The organism is Pseudoalteromonas sp. 68 DY56-GL68, assembly GCF_041414825.1.
Classification (GTDB): domain Bacteria; phylum Pseudomonadota; class Gammaproteobacteria; order Enterobacterales; family Alteromonadaceae; genus Pseudoalteromonas.
In genome coordinates, this window is the sequence record NZ_JAOCZL010000006.1 from 431,644 (window position 1) to 449,560 (window position 17,917).

The 17,917-nt window shown below is 40.6% G+C and carries 17 protein-coding genes; 4 read left to right on the forward strand and 13 right to left on the reverse strand.

Features of this window, described 5'->3' with window-relative positions:
• Window positions 1-42: 42 nt before the first annotated feature.
• The 11 genes from NYF15_RS02710 to NYF15_RS02760 form a co-directional block, all read right to left on the reverse strand.
• Window positions 43-1,002, reverse strand: coding sequence for a porin (locus tag NYF15_RS02710; RefSeq protein WP_371352706.1), 960 nt, complete (start codon window positions 1,000-1,002; stop codon window positions 43-45).
• Between the two features lie 185 nt (window positions 1,003-1,187).
• Window positions 1,188-2,558: a sigma-54-dependent transcriptional regulator gene (locus NYF15_RS02715; protein ID WP_371352707.1), complete on the reverse strand. Its 1,371-nt coding sequence runs from the start codon at window positions 2,556-2,558 to the stop codon at window positions 1,188-1,190.
• Entirely contained in the window at window positions 2,555-4,294 is a 1,740-nt protein-coding gene (locus NYF15_RS02720; protein ID WP_371352708.1) for an ATP-binding protein, read from the reverse strand. The genes NYF15_RS02715 and NYF15_RS02720 overlap by 4 nt, the downstream gene beginning before the upstream one ends.
• Window positions 4,295-4,317: 23 nt before the next feature.
• Window positions 4,318-6,336: a TonB-dependent receptor plug domain-containing protein gene (locus NYF15_RS02725; protein WP_371352709.1), complete on the reverse strand. Its 2,019-nt coding sequence runs from the start codon at window positions 6,334-6,336 to the stop codon at window positions 4,318-4,320.
• 149 nt (window positions 6,337-6,485) lie between these two features.
• On the reverse strand, window positions 6,486-6,758 hold the full coding sequence (locus NYF15_RS02730; protein WP_062567966.1) for a hypothetical protein: 273 nt from the start codon (window positions 6,756-6,758) through the stop codon (window positions 6,486-6,488).
• 149 nt (window positions 6,759-6,907) lie between these two features.
• Window positions 6,908-7,159: a hypothetical protein gene (locus NYF15_RS02735; RefSeq protein ID WP_371352710.1), complete on the reverse strand. Its 252-nt coding sequence runs from the start codon at window positions 7,157-7,159 to the stop codon at window positions 6,908-6,910.
• A 42-nt stretch (window positions 7,160-7,201) separates the two neighbouring features.
• Complete coding sequence (locus tag NYF15_RS02740) at window positions 7,202-7,606, reverse strand: DUF1761 domain-containing protein (protein ID WP_130152145.1); 405 nt, start codon at window positions 7,604-7,606, stop codon at window positions 7,202-7,204.
• 99 nt (window positions 7,607-7,705) lie between these two features.
• Window positions 7,706-8,239, reverse strand: a complete 534-nt coding sequence (locus NYF15_RS02745; protein ID WP_371352711.1) for a response regulator transcription factor — start codon at window positions 8,237-8,239, stop codon at window positions 7,706-7,708.
• Window positions 8,236-9,447 carry an ATP-binding protein gene (locus tag NYF15_RS02750; RefSeq protein WP_371352712.1) on the reverse strand — a complete coding sequence of 404 codons (1,212 nt, stop codon included), beginning with the start codon at window positions 9,445-9,447 and terminating at the stop codon, window positions 8,236-8,238. The genes NYF15_RS02745 and NYF15_RS02750 overlap by 4 nt, the downstream gene beginning before the upstream one ends.
• A gap of 17 nt (window positions 9,448-9,464) precedes the next feature.
• Window positions 9,465-9,869 (reverse strand): DUF4440 domain-containing protein, encoded by a 405-nt coding sequence (locus tag NYF15_RS02755; protein ID WP_062567970.1) that lies wholly within the window; start codon window positions 9,867-9,869, stop codon window positions 9,465-9,467.
• Between the two features lie 8 nt (window positions 9,870-9,877).
• The gene (locus tag NYF15_RS02760) at window positions 9,878-11,185 is read right to left on the reverse strand and encodes an amidohydrolase family protein (RefSeq protein WP_371352713.1); all 1,308 of its coding nucleotides are present in this window, start codon (window positions 11,183-11,185) and stop codon (window positions 9,878-9,880) included.
• Window positions 11,186-11,336: 151 nt separating this feature from the next.
• Between NYF15_RS02760 and NYF15_RS02765 the strand changes: the two genes are divergently transcribed.
• Entirely contained in the window at window positions 11,337-12,410 is a 1,074-nt protein-coding gene (locus NYF15_RS02765) for a ketoacyl-ACP synthase III (protein ID WP_237115620.1), read from the forward strand.
• 57 nt (window positions 12,411-12,467) lie between these two features.
• Complete coding sequence (locus NYF15_RS02770; protein WP_237118888.1) at window positions 12,468-12,854, forward strand: VOC family protein; 387 nt, start codon at window positions 12,468-12,470, stop codon at window positions 12,852-12,854.
• A gap of 2 nt (window positions 12,855-12,856) precedes the next feature.
• On the opposite strand, the gene NYF15_RS02775 is transcribed toward NYF15_RS02770, so the two are convergent.
• Together NYF15_RS02775 and NYF15_RS02780 are read right to left on the reverse strand one after the other, a co-directional pair.
• Entirely contained in the window at window positions 12,857-14,218 is a 1,362-nt protein-coding gene (locus tag NYF15_RS02775; RefSeq protein ID WP_130152152.1) for a M17 family metallopeptidase, read from the reverse strand.
• 99 nt (window positions 14,219-14,317) lie between these two features.
• A complete protein-coding gene (locus NYF15_RS02780) occupies window positions 14,318-14,728 on the reverse strand; it encodes a hypothetical protein (RefSeq protein ID WP_062567975.1) in 411 nt (136 codons plus the stop codon).
• 102 nt (window positions 14,729-14,830) lie between these two features.
• Here NYF15_RS02780 and NYF15_RS02785 point away from each other — a divergent pair, with 102 nt between their 5' ends.
• Window positions 14,831-14,986 (forward strand): oxidoreductase-like domain-containing protein, encoded by a 156-nt coding sequence (locus tag NYF15_RS02785; RefSeq protein WP_371352714.1) that lies wholly within the window; start codon window positions 14,831-14,833, stop codon window positions 14,984-14,986.
• A 292-nt stretch (window positions 14,987-15,278) separates the two neighbouring features.
• Entirely contained in the window at window positions 15,279-17,864 is a 2,586-nt protein-coding gene (locus NYF15_RS02790; protein WP_371352715.1) for a TonB-dependent receptor plug domain-containing protein, read from the forward strand.
• Window positions 17,865-17,917: the final 53 nt, after the last annotated feature.

Sequence of the window (17,917 nt, forward strand, 5' to 3'; positions counted from 1 at the left end):
GTGTACCATCTTTTGTTTGATTAACTAATGACATACTAACTCCTAGAACTTGTATTTAAGACCAAGCGCAATACTGTTGTCTGATTCAAGTTCAAGATCTAAATCAGTGTAAAATAAGTAAGCCGTAGTTTGTTTATCAAATACGTAGTCAAGTCCCGCTGTCCATTGCTTGCCCTCTTCTGCATGACGGATTTTAGAGTCATCTTTCACGTATTGAAGCTTTGGTACCCACTTATCAATCGTGTAACTAGCACTGAGTGCATAACCATTCCCTTCTTTTATGCCGTCGGTAGATTCACTGCGTTGAAATAAACCACCCAGTTGCAAATTGTCATACTTCCAAGTTGCAACAACACGACTTGCTGTTAATTTATTTAACGCATCAACATGGCTTATGGCAACATAGTATGTTTTTGATTTTAATGCACGGTCACCATAAATAATAGTTGCAGCAAAACCAGCCTCATCATTACTGCTATCATCTTTAGGCGCATAAGTAAGTGCTAAAGATGCACCACCATAGGCTTTAGAACTGTATGTAATCGTGTCACCAATACGATCTTGGCCTGGAATAAGCTGCGCAATATCTGCTTGGGTTTCGTTAAAGCCGTCAATCTTACCTTCTGAGTATTTAAAACGGGTATCATTACGACCAACAACCACTTCACCAAAATCGCCAGCAAGGCCTAAGTAGGTGTTGCGAGCTGAAAACGGTTCGTCAGTATCATCATGCTCAAAGCCTTTTACTTGCACTTCATATTTGAAAACGGCTTTTAAAGACTCGGTTAGTTTATGACTACCTTTAATGCCAATTCGAGAAAACGGTGCTTCAATTTGAGTACCTTCATCGACATAGCGCATAACACCTGTATCTGTGTTTGCGATTTGGACTTCTGCTTTACCATATATTGCATAATCAGCAGCAAATGCTGAGTTGGCAAAACAGGCGATAGCCACACTCGCCGCTAGGTATGTTTTTGTTTGAGTTAATATTGTTGTCATTATGTGCCCCCTGTTATTAGGTTCAAATTGCTGTTCCTAACTACAGAGGCAAATTGGTTGCCAACTCAGAATGTTAAATTAAATACCTTTAATAACAGTGCCATGTCACTATTTAATCAATTTAGATGGCGAAAAATGTGCGGTTTTCCACACAATTAAAACGCTTAGTTGTCACCAAACCCGCACTAGTCTTTAAACATTTCGCGGTTGATTCCATATTTTGCCATCTTGTCATAAAGAGTTTTGCGTGCAATCTGCAAGGTGGCCATGGTATTTTTGATACTCGCATTATTTCGCTCTAGCGCATCTTCAATTAATGATTGCTCATAAAAACTGACTTTTTCCGCTAAGCTTAAATCCTGAGCAAGTTCATTGTCATTATTGCTTTGGTTATAAGAGGCAAATGCTAAATCAGAGCCGAGCAACACAGCACGTTCAGCTTGGTTTCTGAGTTCTCGAACATTCCCAGGCCAATCATAGGCGAGCAGCCGCTGCTTAGCCTCGGTGCTAAGTGGTGCGGGCGGCTTATGAAAGCGTGTCGCAGCAATCGAGCTAAAGTGCTTAAATAATAATGGAATATCGGCCTTTCTATCTCGAAGAGCAGGAATACTGACTTTAACTAAATTTAACCGATAGTATAAATCGGCTCTGAATTCGCCCGTTTCAACCAGTTTTAGCAAATCAACTTTGGTCGCTGCAACAATACGCACATCAAGATCAATTGCATGGTTATCCCCCACTGGAGTTACTCTCCTTTCTTCAAGAACACGAAGTAACTTTACTTGTAAGCTTGCCGGTGTTGATTCAATCTCATCTAGAAAAACGGTCCCACCTTTGGCAAATTCAAACTTACCTTGGCGCGACTGAGTCGCTCCTGTGTATGCACCACTGGCTGCACCAAATAATTCACTCTCGATTAATTGCTCTGGAATAGCGCCGCAGTTAATAGCAACAAAATTGGCACTAGAACGATTACTTTGATCATGTAGGTAACGAGCCACAAGCTCTTTACCGGTACCTGTCTCTCCCTCAATTAATACATCTGCGGGCGTATCTATCACGGCATTGAGTAAATACATCATTTGCTGCATTTGTTCGGTTTCGCCTAAAATACGCACACCCGGGGCAGAGGTTTTTTCGACTGCGAGTTTTAATGCGCGATTTTCCATTACTAAAGCACGCTTTTCACAAGCACGAGCAAGGCAGTCAAGCAGTTGCTCTGTGAGTGGCTTTTCAAATAAATCATAGGCGCCAAGTTGCATTGCTTTTACAGCAACAGAGACATCAGCAAACCCCGTTAAAAAGATAACAGGTAATTCGCTATCAAATGCTTTTACTTGCTCAAGAAAAGCCAAGCCGTCCATTTTCGGCATATTAATGTCACTTAAAACAACTCCCTCAAAGCGGCGGCTTAACTTTGTTAAAGCACTCACAGGTTCATTAAAACATTGCACTTGATAGCCTTCAATTTCCAGTAGTTGCTTCAATGAATCTCGGATCATGGCCTCATCATCAATAACAATGACTTGCTTACAAGCCCCCGTAACTAAGCTCATTGTGTTTCCTTATTCGTTTGCAATGTAATAATAAATTGAGCACCACCAGCAGGCCGGTTATGGGCACTTAAGCGGCCATTGAATGAGTCTATTATTTGCCGTGAAATTGATAAACCCAACCCTAAACCATTACTGGTCTTAGTGCTGTAAAATGGCTCAAAAATATTTCCTAAGGCGTGCTGATCAATACCAGGCCCCGTATCTAATATCGATAATTTCACACGATTATCAAATAACTCTAATTCGAAACTTAACTCTCGCTGTTCACACTCAGACATAGCTTGGCTGGCATTGGTTATTACATTCACCAAAACTTGTTCAAACTTAACGCTATCGACCCACACGCTTATATGCTCATCGATAGATGCGCTTTTAATAGTAACGGCATCTTGCTTAAGTTGCGCGCTTGCGATCATCAAGGCATTTTTTAACATCTGGGCGAGGCTATGTTGGCGTAACTGAGTCTGTGATGGCTTACTAAAGTGCTTAAGTTGTGCAACAATTTTATGAACGCGTTCAATTAATGACTGAACTAAAACGAGATTTTCACTTGCCCGCGCTATATCGCCTTTTATAAGCAGGCGTTTGGCACTCACCAAATAAGTATTCATCGCGCTAAGTGGTTGGTTTATTTCATGGTTTATACCTGCACTTAACTGCCCTATTGTCGCAAGCTTAGCTGTTTGAATAAGCGCCTTTTGTGCCTTCTCTAATGCTTGTGTGCGTTCGATGACTTCTTGTTCCAGGCTATGACGAGAAAAAAGTAACTTTTTATAGCCAGCAAACCTCACCATTGACATGTGAATTAACGCCGCAACAACAACATAAAATAAACAAAACCATAAAAGTCTGGGGATTTGTGCAGCAGATAAATGACTTATATCAACCAGCACAGTCGCTCTCGCTTGAATAATATCGATATTTTGGGATGCGGCAACAAAGCTTGCGCGTTTATCGTTGAGCATAATTCGCTGTAATGCAACATTTTCACTAAGTGCTTGCCCTGAATAAGCTAATCTTTCTGGGATGTGCGATAAATACCGCCTTGAATCAATGAGATTCACCATCTCTTGTTCACTTAACTTATTCAACGAAGTCAAACGCCAACTTGCTACATCAGACATCACGATGACACTATCGGGCAACGAAATATAAAAATGTGTGCTTTGAGATGTATTTAGTAGTTGGCGATCTTGTTCAAACTTTTTTGCATTGACTTTTAAACTGACAACGGCAATTACTTTGCCATCTTCAATCACAGGTTCCGAAAAATAAAAGCCTCGTTCACTAGAACGCATTCCAAGGGCGAAGTAGGCTACTTTTTGTTTGTTTTTAGCTAAATAAAAGTACGGCCTAAACGCAAAGTTACTTCCTAAAAAGGTATAGTCAACTTGCCAATTACTACTTGCGATGACCGAGCCTGTTAAGTCCATTAAGTAAACATCCGATGCTCCGCTGGCTCTTTGAATATCTTCTAAATAATAATTAACGGCTTGCTCGCCAACTTTTTTATTCGAAACGAACGATTTAACTAAGTTATTTGCACTAACAAGAGAGGGGATCGTTGCAAAGCGAGCCAATTCACTTGAAAAGTAATGGCTCAATTGCGACGCTTGAACAGCACTTTGCTGCTTGGCTTTATCAAAATCGTGTTGTCTACCAAAGTAAAAAACAAGTACTAATAAGCACACCAACAGCGCTATCGCGCCCACTAACTTTTTACTTAACGATGACATTGTGACCTTAAGTCATAACACTACTAGAATTTGACTTGGTAGTGTAACGATAATTCTTCGGTTGTTCCAGCGACAGCACCACTGGCAACGCGAGGATCAAAAACATCATAGCGTTTGCCAAATAAATTCTCAGCTTTTAAGGCTAAATGGCTTTTATCCGTTAACTGCCATTTGATACTTCCACCCAGTAAACTATATGCAGATTGTTTAAAGTAATCGCCATTTTCAGCAGTTACCTCTACTGTATCACGCCAAATTACATTTAAATTGAATTGCCAGTTATCAAAAAGATTGTAGCTGGTAATTAAACTAGCAAATCGCTTAAAGCTAGGGTTAATTGGATCATGGAAGTACTGCGTGTAAGTTCCAGACAAGCGCAGGTTTTCATCAATTTGCCATACGCCATCTAGCTCAACACCACTATTTTGCGTATTAAATGAGTTAGCAAAGGTAAAGAAAGCCTCATTTCCTTGGTAGGGTTCTACGTTTACAAAGTCATTTAATTCGTTGTAGAACAAAACTGTATTCGTTTGTAATTTGTCAGTTTCATAATGCCAAACAAGCTCTGTCGTTTTTATTTGTTCAGAGCTGAGTGAAGGGTTGCCAATGGTTACATTGTCGTTTGAAAATAACTCATTAGTGACAGGTGTCCTGAACGATTCGCCATATTGAACTTTTAATGTATGTTGAGGATTAATAACAAGTATACCTGCTAAGCGCGGTGATAATTTACTATCAATGTTCTTAACGTTGTCATAACGTGCTCCAACAAAAAACGTTAACGTATCAGAGTAAGGAATTTTTACCTGCCCATAGGCACTGTAAGTCTCAAAAGTATATTTCAACGAGTCAAATTCAGGAAAGTCTAATACAGTAACAATGCCTTGTTGATAATACTCTGGCGCTACTATGACTAGTTCAGATTCGCTATCATAATAGGTGGTTCTAACGCCCGCCTCTACCTGCTCAGCTTGAGCATATTCTAAACCCGCTACTAACTGCCATTGATTATTAAATTGGTAGTTTAATTCGGTATCAAATTTAGTGTCTGTCGTTTGCCACTTAGGCCCAAGTAAAAAATCGGGTATATCAGTAAAAGCCGCAATTAAGCCTGCACTCGAAATAGCATGTTCGGTATAAGATACATGGCTATCAATGGTTAGATTCTCGCTTTCAAACCATGTGTAGTTGGCACCTAAAAACTGATTATCACTTGTGTGTTGGTTTTGAGATGAGTAACCAGCAAGATTTAAAAATTCATCCAGTTTTGTTTTGTTGTATCGGGCACGCAGTTCAAGTTGCTCGATATCAAGCCCAGCTTCAAAATAAACAGCTTCTAAAGGGTCTCTTACGCCTTGTGAGTATTTCTCGCCGTCTTTTTTGTCATAAGAAAATGAAAAAAAAGCAGATGTTTGTTCGTTAAATTGTTTGTGGAACTGCCCAGTCACCCCAAGACGACCGTTACTACCAGCAAGCAGATTGAGTGAATTACGATCTTTACTTGTGACAATATTCATCACACCAAGAAACGCATTACTACCGTACAAGGCCGAGCCTGGACCTCTTATAAACTCAATTTTTTCAATAATATCAATAGGAATATATGGCATGTAAACTGATGCTTTACCAAATGATGATTCATTGACTCGCTCTCCATTGATCATCACTAAGACATTACCATTATCTAAATAGACGCCGCGTGCATGTTCTTTAGGTACCGCACCAACCCAGTCTCCTCGCGTTGATTGCATACCAGGAACAAAGTTCATCACCTCATAGGCATTATCGACCCCTAAAGCCTGTATTTGTTTTCGAGTAAACACACTCATCGTTGAGGGAACTGAAGAAAGGGTTTCATTCGTTTTACTAGCGATATCAACCTGCACATTGAGTAAATCTTCAAAGCTTAGGCTAAATAAATCTTGCTCAATATTCACCAGTTCAGCAGTAGAAGCGGCCGAATACAAAGAAAGTGAGAGAATTGCTGAACATCTTAAAAACATTTGCTGCGTAAGACCTGTATCAAAGCAACGTGCTGACATGCAACACACCATTTACACTATTAATACAAAAGATAGACACGCTTGCAATATTTTTATAGTTAAAGACACAAAAAAGCTCATTAACAATAGCTTAAATGCGTAATTAATGAGCTTTTATCTCTTAGCCACAAAGAGATTATTAAACTTTTCTAGCTAAATTGCTTTGCGCTGTCTGTGCGTTTGTTTTTGATGTATTTATACAGCCCGATTAAAGAGGCAGCAATCCAGAAGATCTCAATAACAAAACTGGCTAAGTTGAAATTGTAGCACAGGCTAATTAACAGCAAAATCGCGCCTGTTAAGTTCATCATGTTATAAACAAGCCCTGTAGGAGACGCTTTATTTAGTTGCAGTAAGAAAAAAGCACCAACAACTAGAAATGTACCTGTCATGCCAATAATATCAAATAAAAGTGCTATCACGTTTATGTGTCCATTATATTCAATTTGTTTATACCCAAATAACTGGCCCAATCCATGGGGAGGGTTGATTTCATTCGTTGAAACAGCAAACCGAGTAATGGTATCAAAACAAAATGTATAAACGAGGATAAATGTCCGTATTTTAAATTCTATTTATGGGTCACCTTGCCACCAATGATTTTTAATGCGGGCGCCCCCCGAATCATCGTTTCGCGTGCAAACGGGCGTTCACATTGCGGACATACACCCTGTTTAGAAGTAAAGTCTTGACTTATGCGCTCGATAAAACATTTAACCAGCGCGCCTTTGCCACCTTTTCGATATTTGAATAACTGTGTTTTACATTGACTGCAGAAAATATCGACCGTTTTTATCGGCCCTTTTTTATTGGGTTTAGCCATGAACCTCTCATCACTTGAATTTGACGAGCTATGCTAACATGGCTAAGGCCATACGCCCAAAACCAAACCAATAACTGAAAATTGTAGAATTGAATAACCAGCGTTAACTAAAAACAATTTTAATGGCCGTTGCTCAAAGATGTAGCACAAGCCAAGTGAACTACTCACCCAGCATAGCCCTACCATAAAACCTGTTCCAACAGACAAACCAACACTTATTTGCTTTCCAATAAACAAAGCTAAGGTAAAAGAAATGACGCAACATAGAATAAAACTGCCGCCAAACACACGAAATGGATTAATTTGCTGTAAATCCAGCTCGGTTAAGCCACAACTTTCCATCCAAATACGTTTAAATAACCATGGAGAATACCAAACAGCGCCCAGTAAAAAGGAAGCAAGTGCAGCAAATAAGATAGCCAAAAAATTAAGCTCTGAAAAATCCATACACCAAGACTCATACAGCTAGTGATTATTTCTGAATGTAGTTAAGGATCCCCAAAGCAGCAAATAAAATGGGACAAATGGAAGGTGAGCAGTTTGGAGTTACTGCTGAACAGGCTTTTTTTGTAATTTTCGCTGTAACGTACGCCTATGCATATTTAATTGCCTAGCTGTTTGGGAAATATTCCCCTCGTTCCTGTGTAGCACATGCTGAATATGCTCCCATTCAAGGCGTTCGGGCGACATAACCTGACTCGGCTGAGTGTCACTCAGTGATGAACTTATCTCAGTGTCACCTAACATTGTTTTTAATAATGAATTAAAATCGACAGGTTTTGGTAGGTAGTCGTCTGCACCTAAACGAATAGCTTCGACAGCGCTGGCAATACTAGCAAACCCTGTTAATAACACTATTCGAGCCGTTGGAAATTGTGTTCTGATTGGTTTAATTAATGTAAGACCATTATCATCGCCAAGTTTTAAATCCACCAAAAAGTGGCTTGCCTTAAAAGCAGCTACTTTTTCTAATGCATGTTCACTGCTATGAGCAAGTTCACATTCAAAACCCTGTTTTGCAAAACGCCTTGCCAATGTATTAGCAAGGTTTACATCATCTTCGATAATTAAAAGTTTCATACAATTTTTAAACTAACCATCGCAATGGCACCTTGCTTAGGGTGATTACATAGTGTTAATGAGCCATTTAAGCGCTCTAAGGTCGCATTAGATAGCATGACTGCCATACCCATACCTGCGCTACTTGGCATTAGCTGACCACCTAATGATGCCATTTGCTGCTCACTAAAGCCTTGACCAAAATCACGTAAAGACAATGAAAGTTGTTGCTTATCGCTTTGCCAATCGGCTTCAATAGTATTTTGCTGGTTATTATTATTCGCCGAGACTGCATTTTGCAATAAATTTAAAATGGCAGGCAACAGCATGGCATCACTTAATATAGAGCACCTGGGCGCATCATTTAGCCAATGTAAGCGTTGCTCAGGAAAATGCAGTGTCATAGCATCTTGAATGGTGTTTTGTAATGTTTTGGCGCTAATCACCTGCTGAGTTTCGCCGGTTCTTAAGGCATTTGAAAGTGCTCTGAAATGCTCAAGTTGTTCTTTACATTGTGCTAATGGCTTAGCCATTTCTCGTACAATAGGATCATCAGACTGTTGCTCTTGCAGCTCTTCGAATAACAACTGTAAGTTGGCAATAGGGGTTGCTAATTGATGCGTCACTTGGGCTGCGGCACCATCGAGTGTCAATAGTTGCTCATGTCTTAACTGCTGCTCGCGGGTTCGAGCAATAGTGGCTTCTCTTGATCTTAACGTGCTATTTAATGTGCCAATGACAAACGCGATAACAATGGCACTAATAACAAAGTTTATCCACATACCGATAAAATGATGCGTCATCTGCATTTGGTGCATGGTGTGTTCAGGCATTTTTATCAGTAAAAAACTGTAGGCAGCTATTGCTAACACTGCGATATAGGCAAGCCCCTTAGCACTCACAGAAACCGCGGCTATCATTATTGGCAACAACAATAGCGAGACAAATGCATTCGTTGCACCGCCACTTAACGAGAGTAAAATAGTTAAAAACAGGAGATCAGCGGTAAGTTGCATTAAAACAGCCGTTGGCTTGGCTTTTGTTACTTTTCGATAAGCAAAAATACTCAACAGTTGAAAAACGGCTTCAACACAAATAACAGTGAGTAGAGGCAGTAAAGCAATCTGATATTCAAATAGAAAATAAACCGCAATCACAGCAATAAATTGCACTGCAATGGCGGCACTACGAAGTACTAATAAACGACTTATAGCCGGATCGGTTTGCATAGCGGACTCTTTACGACTTAATCATCGTCCATAGAAATAGTAAACACAGCACAGGGGGTGCCTTGATGAAAGACCATTTGCCATTGCTTGCCATTAAAACGCCAAAGCGACATACGCACAGAATAATTAAATTCTGCACGCGCAGAGCGCCTAAACGCAGCTTGATAGCTTAATTGCGCAATATCATCACTCAGCATACGGCCTTTAAAGTGTTGATTATAAAACTGTGGAACAACTTCTGTAGGTAGACGGGTTAACACTTGGAATTTATTAAATGACGTGCCGTCTGCAGCAATCTCAATAAAATCATCATCGAGCAAAGCATCAAGAGCCTCAGTTGATTGTCTCACCTCAGGCTCTAGCAATTGTCTTTCCGCATCAATCAAATGATTAAATAACGTCGCTTTAATTTTTCCGCTCATCTTTACCCTTACTGTTTGAGCACTTTACCGCCCTGCATAACAAAGTTGACGCTGTTTAGCTGACTTATATCATTAAGAACGTGTGTGTTAACACTGATGATATCCGCTTGCTTACCAACACTCAAGTCACCCAGTTTCTCGCTTTGCCCTAACAACTTTGCCGCCTCAACAGTCGCTGATTTTATAGCCTGCGTAGGTGTCATACCATACTTTACAAGGAGTGCAAATTCATCGGCGTTATCACCATGCTTTGAGACGCCTGAATCAGTACCAAATGCAATTTTAACGTTATTTTTTAGCGCTAGTTTAAATGAGGCTTGCATTTTTGGAGCCACAAACTCAACTTTATCTGCGATGGCCTTAGGCATGTTTGGATTACTTAAAACCTCTTTTTTAACAGTAGCACCTGCTAACAAGGTTGGCACCAAATACGCGTCATGCTGTTTAAATAGCTTTATCGTTTCTTTATCTAAAAACGAGCCATGTTCAATTGAATCAACCCCCGCCTTTAATGCGGCTTTTATTCCTTGTGTACCGTGTGCGTGAGCCGTTACTTTTCGCCCCAAATGATGCGCTGTATTAACGATCGCAGAGAGCTCTTCATCGGTAAATTGTTGATTAACACCTGCGGCAGTATTACTCAAAACCCCGCCAGTTGCTGTGATTTTGATCACATCAGCGCCACTTTTTATCACATCACGAACTGCTCTAGTGCAATCGTCAGCCCCATTACAGACCCCTAACCCCGCACCTACAGCTTCACTGATGTCTCGACGATAGCCATGCATATCAGCATGACCACCCGTTGGAGTGATCATATCTCCTGCAGCAAAAATACGCGGGCCCACGATATCGCCACGTTCTATAGCTCGCTTCAATGGAAAAATAACTTGATAGCTACTACCAAGGTCACGCACAGAGGTAAAACCAGCATTCACGGTGCGCTGTAAATACTTTAAAGAACGTAGTGCATTATCTGCTTCGTATTCGGTGGTCCATTTATGTGGGTTACGTTTTGCATCGCGCTCAAACGTAACATGTACGTGCATGTCAATAAGACCTGGCAATACCATCTGATTTTTTAAATCAATAACATCAGCATCACTGAGATTTAACTGCTCTTTAGTTAAGTAGCCTGATTTTATCGCAGCAATTTTGTTGTCTTCAATAACAAGTGTTTGCTTCTCTTTTACATCTTGCTCAGTGCCTGCGAGCATTTTTCCAGCGTAAATAATCGTCGTTTGTGCGTTAACAGAAAATGCGGATAATAAAGACAGTACCGATAATGTGCTTATTTTTAGATTTATTTTTTTCATGATCGCCTCTTTTTTATACTAGGTTTAACTTAAATACCGAGTAAATGCCATTATTTACGATGTGAAACTGCGTTACGCTAGTCTTAGGATGTGAATTTTGATATAACTTCGAAAAAATTAAAGTCGTCTGACCACATAAAGAGAACACATTATGTCTTATGCCCAAATTACTGGCTGGGGTAAATGTATACCACCAGCAAGCATCAGCAATGATGAAATTAGCAATATTGTTGATACCAATGATGAATGGATCACAACACGTACAGGCATTAAATCTCGTCGTGTCAGTCATGTTTCTACTGCCGATTTAGCCACTGTTGCCGCAAAGCAAGCCCTTGCCTGTGCTGGTGTTGACGCTAAAGACATTGATTTGGTGTTATTAGCTACATGTACCCCTTCAACGATGGTTGCTAACACAGCGTCTTTGGTTCAAAAAAATATTGGTGCGGTAGGCGCCGCCGCGATGGATACCAACGCTGCATGTTCAGGCTTTTTATATGCATTACAAGCTGCAACCGCACAAATTCGTGCAGGCATGATCAAAAAAGCTGTCGTTATTGCTGCTGAGCGTATGACTTGGTATGTAAACTGGGCTCGCCGTGACAGTGCGGTATTATTTGGTGATGGTGCTGGTGCAGTTGTGTTAGAAGCGTCAGATACACCGTCTGGTTTGCTTGCAACCAAAACGGGTTGTGATAGCGAAGACAGAGATATTCTTCACATCGAAAACTTTGGTAGCGATCTTAACAAGTACCAACCAATTGGCCCGTCTAATTTATTATTCGAAGGCCGTGAAATTTTCAAACGTGCAGTAAAAGGCATGAGTGAAGCCTGTGATGATGTTTTAAACCAAGCACAGTTACAACTTGATGATATTGATGTATTAGTGCCTCATCAAGCTAACTTACGCATTATCCAAGCAATTCAACAGCGCCTAAAAGTAGCTGACGAAAAAGTTATGGTTAACATAGCGGATTACGGCAATACATCCGCAGCAACAATTGCCATCGCACTTTGTGAGGCCGTAGAACAAGGCTTAATTAAGCCGCATTCAAATATAATGTCAGCTGCCTTTGGTGCTGGTTTAACGTGGGCTGCAAGCTACATAAAATGGGGGGAGCGCGTAACGCCAATAGCGAAGTCTGACGCAGCTTTACCACCTTGCGATAAAACAGGGCTAGAGTTAGTGGCTCCTGCGGTAGCTGCATGTAAAGGCACTGAATAATTCAAATTAAATTAGATATAAGCGCGGCAATAGTCGCGCTTTTTTGTGAGGGTTTCAATGGAATTGTTAGGCATTCATCATGCAGCTATCATTTGTAGTAATTACGCTCACTCAAAGCATTTTTATACAGAAATTTTAAAACTGCCTGTCATTCATGAGCAGTATCGCAGTGCACGTGATTCTTATAAGCTAGATCTAGCACTTCCTGATGGCAGTCAGATTGAATTATTTTCTTTTCCTGATGCACCACAAAGGCCAAGCTATCCAGAGGCTCAGGGATTACGCCATTTAGCGTTTAAAGTTGCTGATATTGCTAAAGCGAAAACATATTTAGAACAGCATGGAATTGTAGTTGAAGAAATAAGAGTGGATGAAATCACCGGGAAGCAGTTTACGTTTTTTGCCGATCCCGATGATTTGCCATTAGAGCTATACCAACTTTAATTTTATTGAAAGCGCTCTTGTAGGTAATTAAACACCGCTCGAATACCCAGTGCTTCACCGCCAACAGGGCGTCCAGGTAATGCACGTAAGTTCCAAGCCATTACATCAAAGTGAACCCAAGGCGTGCTCGGTTCAATAAACTCCTTCAAATAAAGCGCTGCGGTAATTGCACCGCCGAATGGAGTTGACGCACAATTGGCAATATCTGCCACATCGCTTTTTAATAGTGCTTTGTATTGATCAAACAGCGGAAGTTGCCAAATTGGGTCATGACAGCTTTCGCCGGCATCTAATAATTTATTGGCAACATCACGGTTATTCGCAAAAAAACCAGGTAACTCAGTACCAAGGGCAATACGACATGCGCCTGTTAACGTTGCAAAGTCGATAATAAGTTCTGGATTATCATTTTGCGCTTCAGCTAAAGCATCACATAAGACCAAACGACCTTCAGCGTCAGTGTTGTCAATTTCAACCGTGATCCCTTTACGTGTTTTGATCACATCGCCTGGTCTAAATGCATTACGTGATACGGCATTTTCAACCGCAGGTACTAAAACACGTAAACGAATAGGCAGGTTGGCAGCCATGATTAACTGTGCAAGACCAATCACGTGTGCAGCACCACCCATGTCTTTTTTCATGTTGCGCATGCCCGAACTTGGTTTTAAATCTAAACCACCTGAGTCAAAACAAACCCCCTTACCTACTAGCGTTATTTGAGGTGCATCTTGTGCTCCCCAACGTAAATCTAGCAAGCGAGGTTTATTTTCACTCGCACGACCCACCATATGAATAGTTGGGTAGTTTTGTTCTAAAAGCTCATCCCCAACCCATTCACTGAAATCACCATCGTAGGTGTCGGCTAGGTCTGCCATAACCTGAGATAGATGCTGAGGCATCATATCTGCAGCGGGCGTGTTTACTAAATCACGAACAAGATTAATTGCATTTGCTTGTTGTGTTAAACGCTCAACAAGGCTTTTATTTGTAATTGCTAATTGCGCGCGCGGTGAAGGCTTCTCTTTGTATTCGCTAAATTCATAGCCGCCTAGCATAAAACCAAGCGCAACCTGTTCTATGAACTTTTCTTCACCTTGTATTTGGTAACAACCAGCAGGCAGTTTTGTCGATAGCTCACCGGCTAACCAAAAATCTTGAAGATCTGCCACTAAACAATAAACGTGAGTAAGCTCACCGGATTCACTGTCGGCAACCAAAGCCAAACCTTTATTCTTAAAATCACAATTAGCAAGCCAATTTTGCAGTGCCTTAGATTGTGATTCAAGCCAATCTGAAAGTTGCGCTTTTTCAACGAAAGATAAAGGAATACCCGATGAAGAATGACGAATTAATGAACTCATTAAACGACTCTAAATGAAGAAAAGATAATTAAGCATACCAATAACAAGCAACAAAAGGTATAGCATTCAAGCTATTTGGCTAAATCAAAGAAATAAAAATTATTTTTGATTTTTCTCTTCGGCCTCTTCTTTGGCTACTTGCTGATCGATCTCTTTAATTGACTTGTTGATATTAAAAGAGCTAGGTAAAACATCTACACCAACCCAATGACCTAACTTTACAACTAAGGGGATCGTTATTGGTGCAAAGGGTAAAACAGCAAAGACGCCAAGACCCAAGCCTTTTAAAATATCTAAGAATTGTTCATTAGCAGTGTGTAATTCTTCTTTGCTGGCATTGCCTTGGGTGTAACGCTTGTAGATATGCAACATTTCTTTGGTTTCTTGCTTTTCTTGGGCAAGTGCAATTTTTAGTGCCACCATAGCGCGCTTGAAACGTAATTGCTGACGTCTTTTTGTAATTTTAGCCACCCTAAACGGGGCTCTATGAATGACTTTATATAATCGCATGTTGCTATTCTCACACAGCAAGGGGACTTCACAAAGCATAATTTACTTATATTAATTTTTACATTACCCTGCACATCCTTTTATTACTATTTTAAATTTCACATGTACGAAACTAACCAGCACAGCGATAATAAACCACAAAAGCCAGCCCCAGATGAGTGCTGTGGTGTAGGTAGTTGCTGTCCTTGTGTTTGGGATGAATACCGTGAAAAATTAAAGCAATGGCAATTAAGTAATAAAACACAACAAAATAAGTAAATCGTTCCAACCTGTTTTCAGCTCAAAAATCATACAAACAATCAATAATTAAATTTTTTTTCTAACAAACCGATAAATCCTGACTATTTTCAATCAATTTAAGAATAATTTATCTTCTTATCTTTCATGCACATAATAAAGATAATCACAATAAATTAGACTCCTCCGAACCAAAAACAACACACCATTAACAATTTGCAAAATAAATTTACAGTCGGTATAAGTTGTCTACACCAAGTTTAAATACCTATTTGGTGGCATAATCATAACTATTCTAACTGGGGAAGTCAGAATGAAATTAAAAAATAGTGCGCTACATCACGCAATTAAGTTTGCATTAGCAACCACAACGGCTGGTCTATTTGTATCAGGTTCAGTCGTTGCGGCAGAGCAGACAGCTGAAGAAACAAAAGTTAATAAAAATGTTGAAAAAATAGCTGTTGTGGGAACACGTTCAGCACCACGCTCAATTGGTGATTCACCGGTACCTATTGATATTATCGGTGGTGAAGAATTAACGAAAGCAGGTAACACAGACATGCTTGAGCTATTAAAAGGCTCAGTTCCGTCTTTTAACGTGCATCAAAACCCAATCAGTGACGCTGCGTCACTTGTTCGCCCTGCCAACTTACGTGGCTTACCGTCTGACAGTACATTAGTATTAGTAAACGGCAAACGTCGCCACCGTGCTTCTGTTATTGCATTTTTAGGCGGTGGTATTAATGACGGTGCTCAGGGTGCTGATATTTCAGTAATTCCTAGTATTGCTCTAAAACAAGTTGAAGTACTTCGTGATGGTGCTGCTGCACAGTATGGTTCTGATGCTATCGCGGGTGTAATGAACTTTGTATTAAAAGATGCCTCTGAAGGCGGCTCTTTTGAGATCCGTAAAGGTGAATACTATGAAGGTGATGGCGATACCACGCAAATCTCTGGTAACGTAGGTCTTCCTTTCACTGATGATGGCTTTGCAAACTTAAGCTTCCAATACAAAACGGCTGACGCAACAAGTCGCTCAGTTCAGCGTCCTGATGCAGCTGCACTTGCTGATGCAGGTGTTCCTGATGTCTCTCCTCTAGCGCAAGTTTGGGGGGCACCAGAAGTTGATGACGATATTTCAATTTTCGGTAATATCGGTCTCGATTTAAGTAATACATCGCAATTTTACATGTTTGGTAACTACTCTGAGCGTGATGTGCGCGGTGGTTTCTACTATCGTAACCCACATACTCGCCCAGGTGTGTACTCAAATGACGGCGGCGAAACGCTACTTGTTGGTGATTTAACTGGCGACATGAGCGGCAACTGTCCGACTGATATCATGATTGATGACAACGTGTTAGATAACCCAGATTACATTAACGGTGTTGCTAACAACCCTGACTGCTTTGCATTTAATGAAATTCTACCAGGCGGTTTTACACCTAACTTTGGCGGTAACATTACAGATACTGCACTAACAATTGGTACTAAAGGCGAAGTAACTAGCGGCTTTTTAGAAGGCGCATACTACGACTTAAGTGGTTCTGTTGGTTTTAATGAATCTCGCTATTTCATTTACGATACAATCAATGCTTCGCTTGGCCCTGAAAGCCCGCGTGACTTTAGCCCTGGTAAATACACACAGTTAGAAAAGAACTTTAACGCTGATTTATCAAAAGGCTTTGACTTTGGTTTAGCTTACGACGTAAACATTGCCGGTGGTTTAGAGTGGCATGAAGAAACATTCACTGTTGTTTCAGGTGATGTGGCTTCTTTTACTGCGGGTCCTTTAACAGAGCAAGGTTTTGGTATTGGCTCAAATGGTTTCCCAGGTTTCAAACCATCTGATGCTGGTGAATACACCCGTCGTAACTACGCAGCTTACGTCGATATTGAAGCACCATTTACCGAAGACTTTTTAATGGGTTTAGCACTTCGTTACGAAGATTATGACACCTTTGGGTCAACCACTAACTACAAACTAACAGCGCAATACCACTTAACTGAAGACTTAAATATTCGTGGTTCATTAAGTACAGGTTTCCGTGCTCCAACCGTTGGTCAGGCTAACGTTAGTAACGTGCAAACAAACCTAAGCAGTGGTGTGTTAGTGGATTCTGCCCTATTACCACCAACAAACCCAATTGCAGTGCAATTAGGTGGTACAGAGCTTGAGCCAGAAGAATCGCAAAGCTACACATTTGGTGCAGTTTGGACATTAGGTGACTTATTCTTAACGGTTGATTATTACAACATTCAAGTTGATGACCGTATCAGTCAATCAGACAAAATTGAGCTAAGCCAAGCGGATAAAGACACACTAGAGGCAGCAGGCGTACCTAACGTACAAAATCTTGCTCAAGTTAGTTTCTTTACCAATGACTTTGATACCACAACGCAAGGTGTTGACTTAGTGGCTAACTATGCAACTGAATTGTTAGGTGGTAGCTCTACATTCAGCTTAGCCTATAACTGGAATGATACTGAAGTAACTAAATCAAGCCCAATCACAGGCGAATTTAAAGTAAGCCGCCTTGAAAATGATTTACCAAATCACCGCGCAACACTTAGCTGGGCGCAACAGTGGGAAGATTTCTCTGCATTTACACGTGTGAACTATTTCGGTGAATACCAAGGTGTGCACGTAGATTACGACGCAACAGCTAAAACAGCTGATGCAGCTGTAACCATTGATGCAGAAGTAACGTACTTCTTAACTGAAGAAATCAGTTTCTCTGTGGGTGCACAAAACCTGTTTGACCAAGAAGCTGAAAAACTCGATTTCTTTGATAACACAGGCATTCCAAATAGCAACTGGGGTGGTAAGTACTACGAAACATCTCCATTTGGTATTAACGGCGGTTTCTACTACGTAAAAGCAACCTATACGTTCTAAGCGAGCTTAGGAACTAACCATGCTAAATAAAAAGGCGAAAGACATTTCGCCTT

Coding starts and splice junctions, on each gene's coding strand:
- NYF15_RS02710 (WP_371352706.1), bottom strand. CDS start 1,002: ATGACAACAATATTAACTCAAACAAAAACATACCTAGCGGCGAGTGTG.
- NYF15_RS02715 (WP_371352707.1), bottom strand. CDS start 2,558: ATGAGCTTAGTTACGGGGGCTTGTAAGCAAGTCATTGTTATTGATGAT.
- NYF15_RS02720 (WP_371352708.1), bottom strand. CDS start 4,294: ATGTCATCGTTAAGTAAAAAGTTAGTGGGCGCGATAGCGCTGTTGGTG.
- NYF15_RS02725 (WP_371352709.1), bottom strand. CDS start 6,336: ATGTCAGCACGTTGCTTTGATACAGGTCTTACGCAGCAAATGTTTTTA.
- NYF15_RS02735 (WP_371352710.1), bottom strand. CDS start 7,159: ATGGCTAAACCCAATAAAAAAGGGCCGATAAAAACGGTCGATATTTTC.
- NYF15_RS02740 (WP_130152145.1), bottom strand. CDS start 7,606: ATGGATTTTTCAGAGCTTAATTTTTTGGCTATCTTATTTGCTGCACTT.
- NYF15_RS02745 (WP_371352711.1), bottom strand. CDS start 8,239: ATGAAACTTTTAATTATCGAAGATGATGTAAACCTTGCTAATACATTG.
- NYF15_RS02750 (WP_371352712.1), bottom strand. CDS start 9,447: ATGCAAACCGATCCGGCTATAAGTCGTTTATTAGTACTTCGTAGTGCC.
- NYF15_RS02755 (WP_062567970.1), bottom strand. CDS start 9,869: ATGAGCGGAAAAATTAAAGCGACGTTATTTAATCATTTGATTGATGCG.
- NYF15_RS02760 (WP_371352713.1), bottom strand. CDS start 11,185: ATGAAAAAAATAAATCTAAAAATAAGCACATTATCGGTACTGTCTTTA.
- NYF15_RS02765 (WP_237115620.1), top strand. CDS start 11,337: ATGTCTTATGCCCAAATTACTGGCTGGGGTAAATGTATACCACCAGCA.
- NYF15_RS02770 (WP_237118888.1), top strand. CDS start 12,468: ATGGAATTGTTAGGCATTCATCATGCAGCTATCATTTGTAGTAATTAC.
- NYF15_RS02775 (WP_130152152.1), bottom strand. CDS start 14,218: ATGAGTTCATTAATTCGTCATTCTTCATCGGGTATTCCTTTATCTTTC.
- NYF15_RS02780 (WP_062567975.1), bottom strand. CDS start 14,728: ATGCGATTATATAAAGTCATTCATAGAGCCCCGTTTAGGGTGGCTAAA.
- NYF15_RS02785 (WP_371352714.1), top strand. CDS start 14,831: ATGTACGAAACTAACCAGCACAGCGATAATAAACCACAAAAGCCAGCC.
- NYF15_RS02790 (WP_371352715.1), top strand. CDS start 15,279: ATGAAATTAAAAAATAGTGCGCTACATCACGCAATTAAGTTTGCATTA.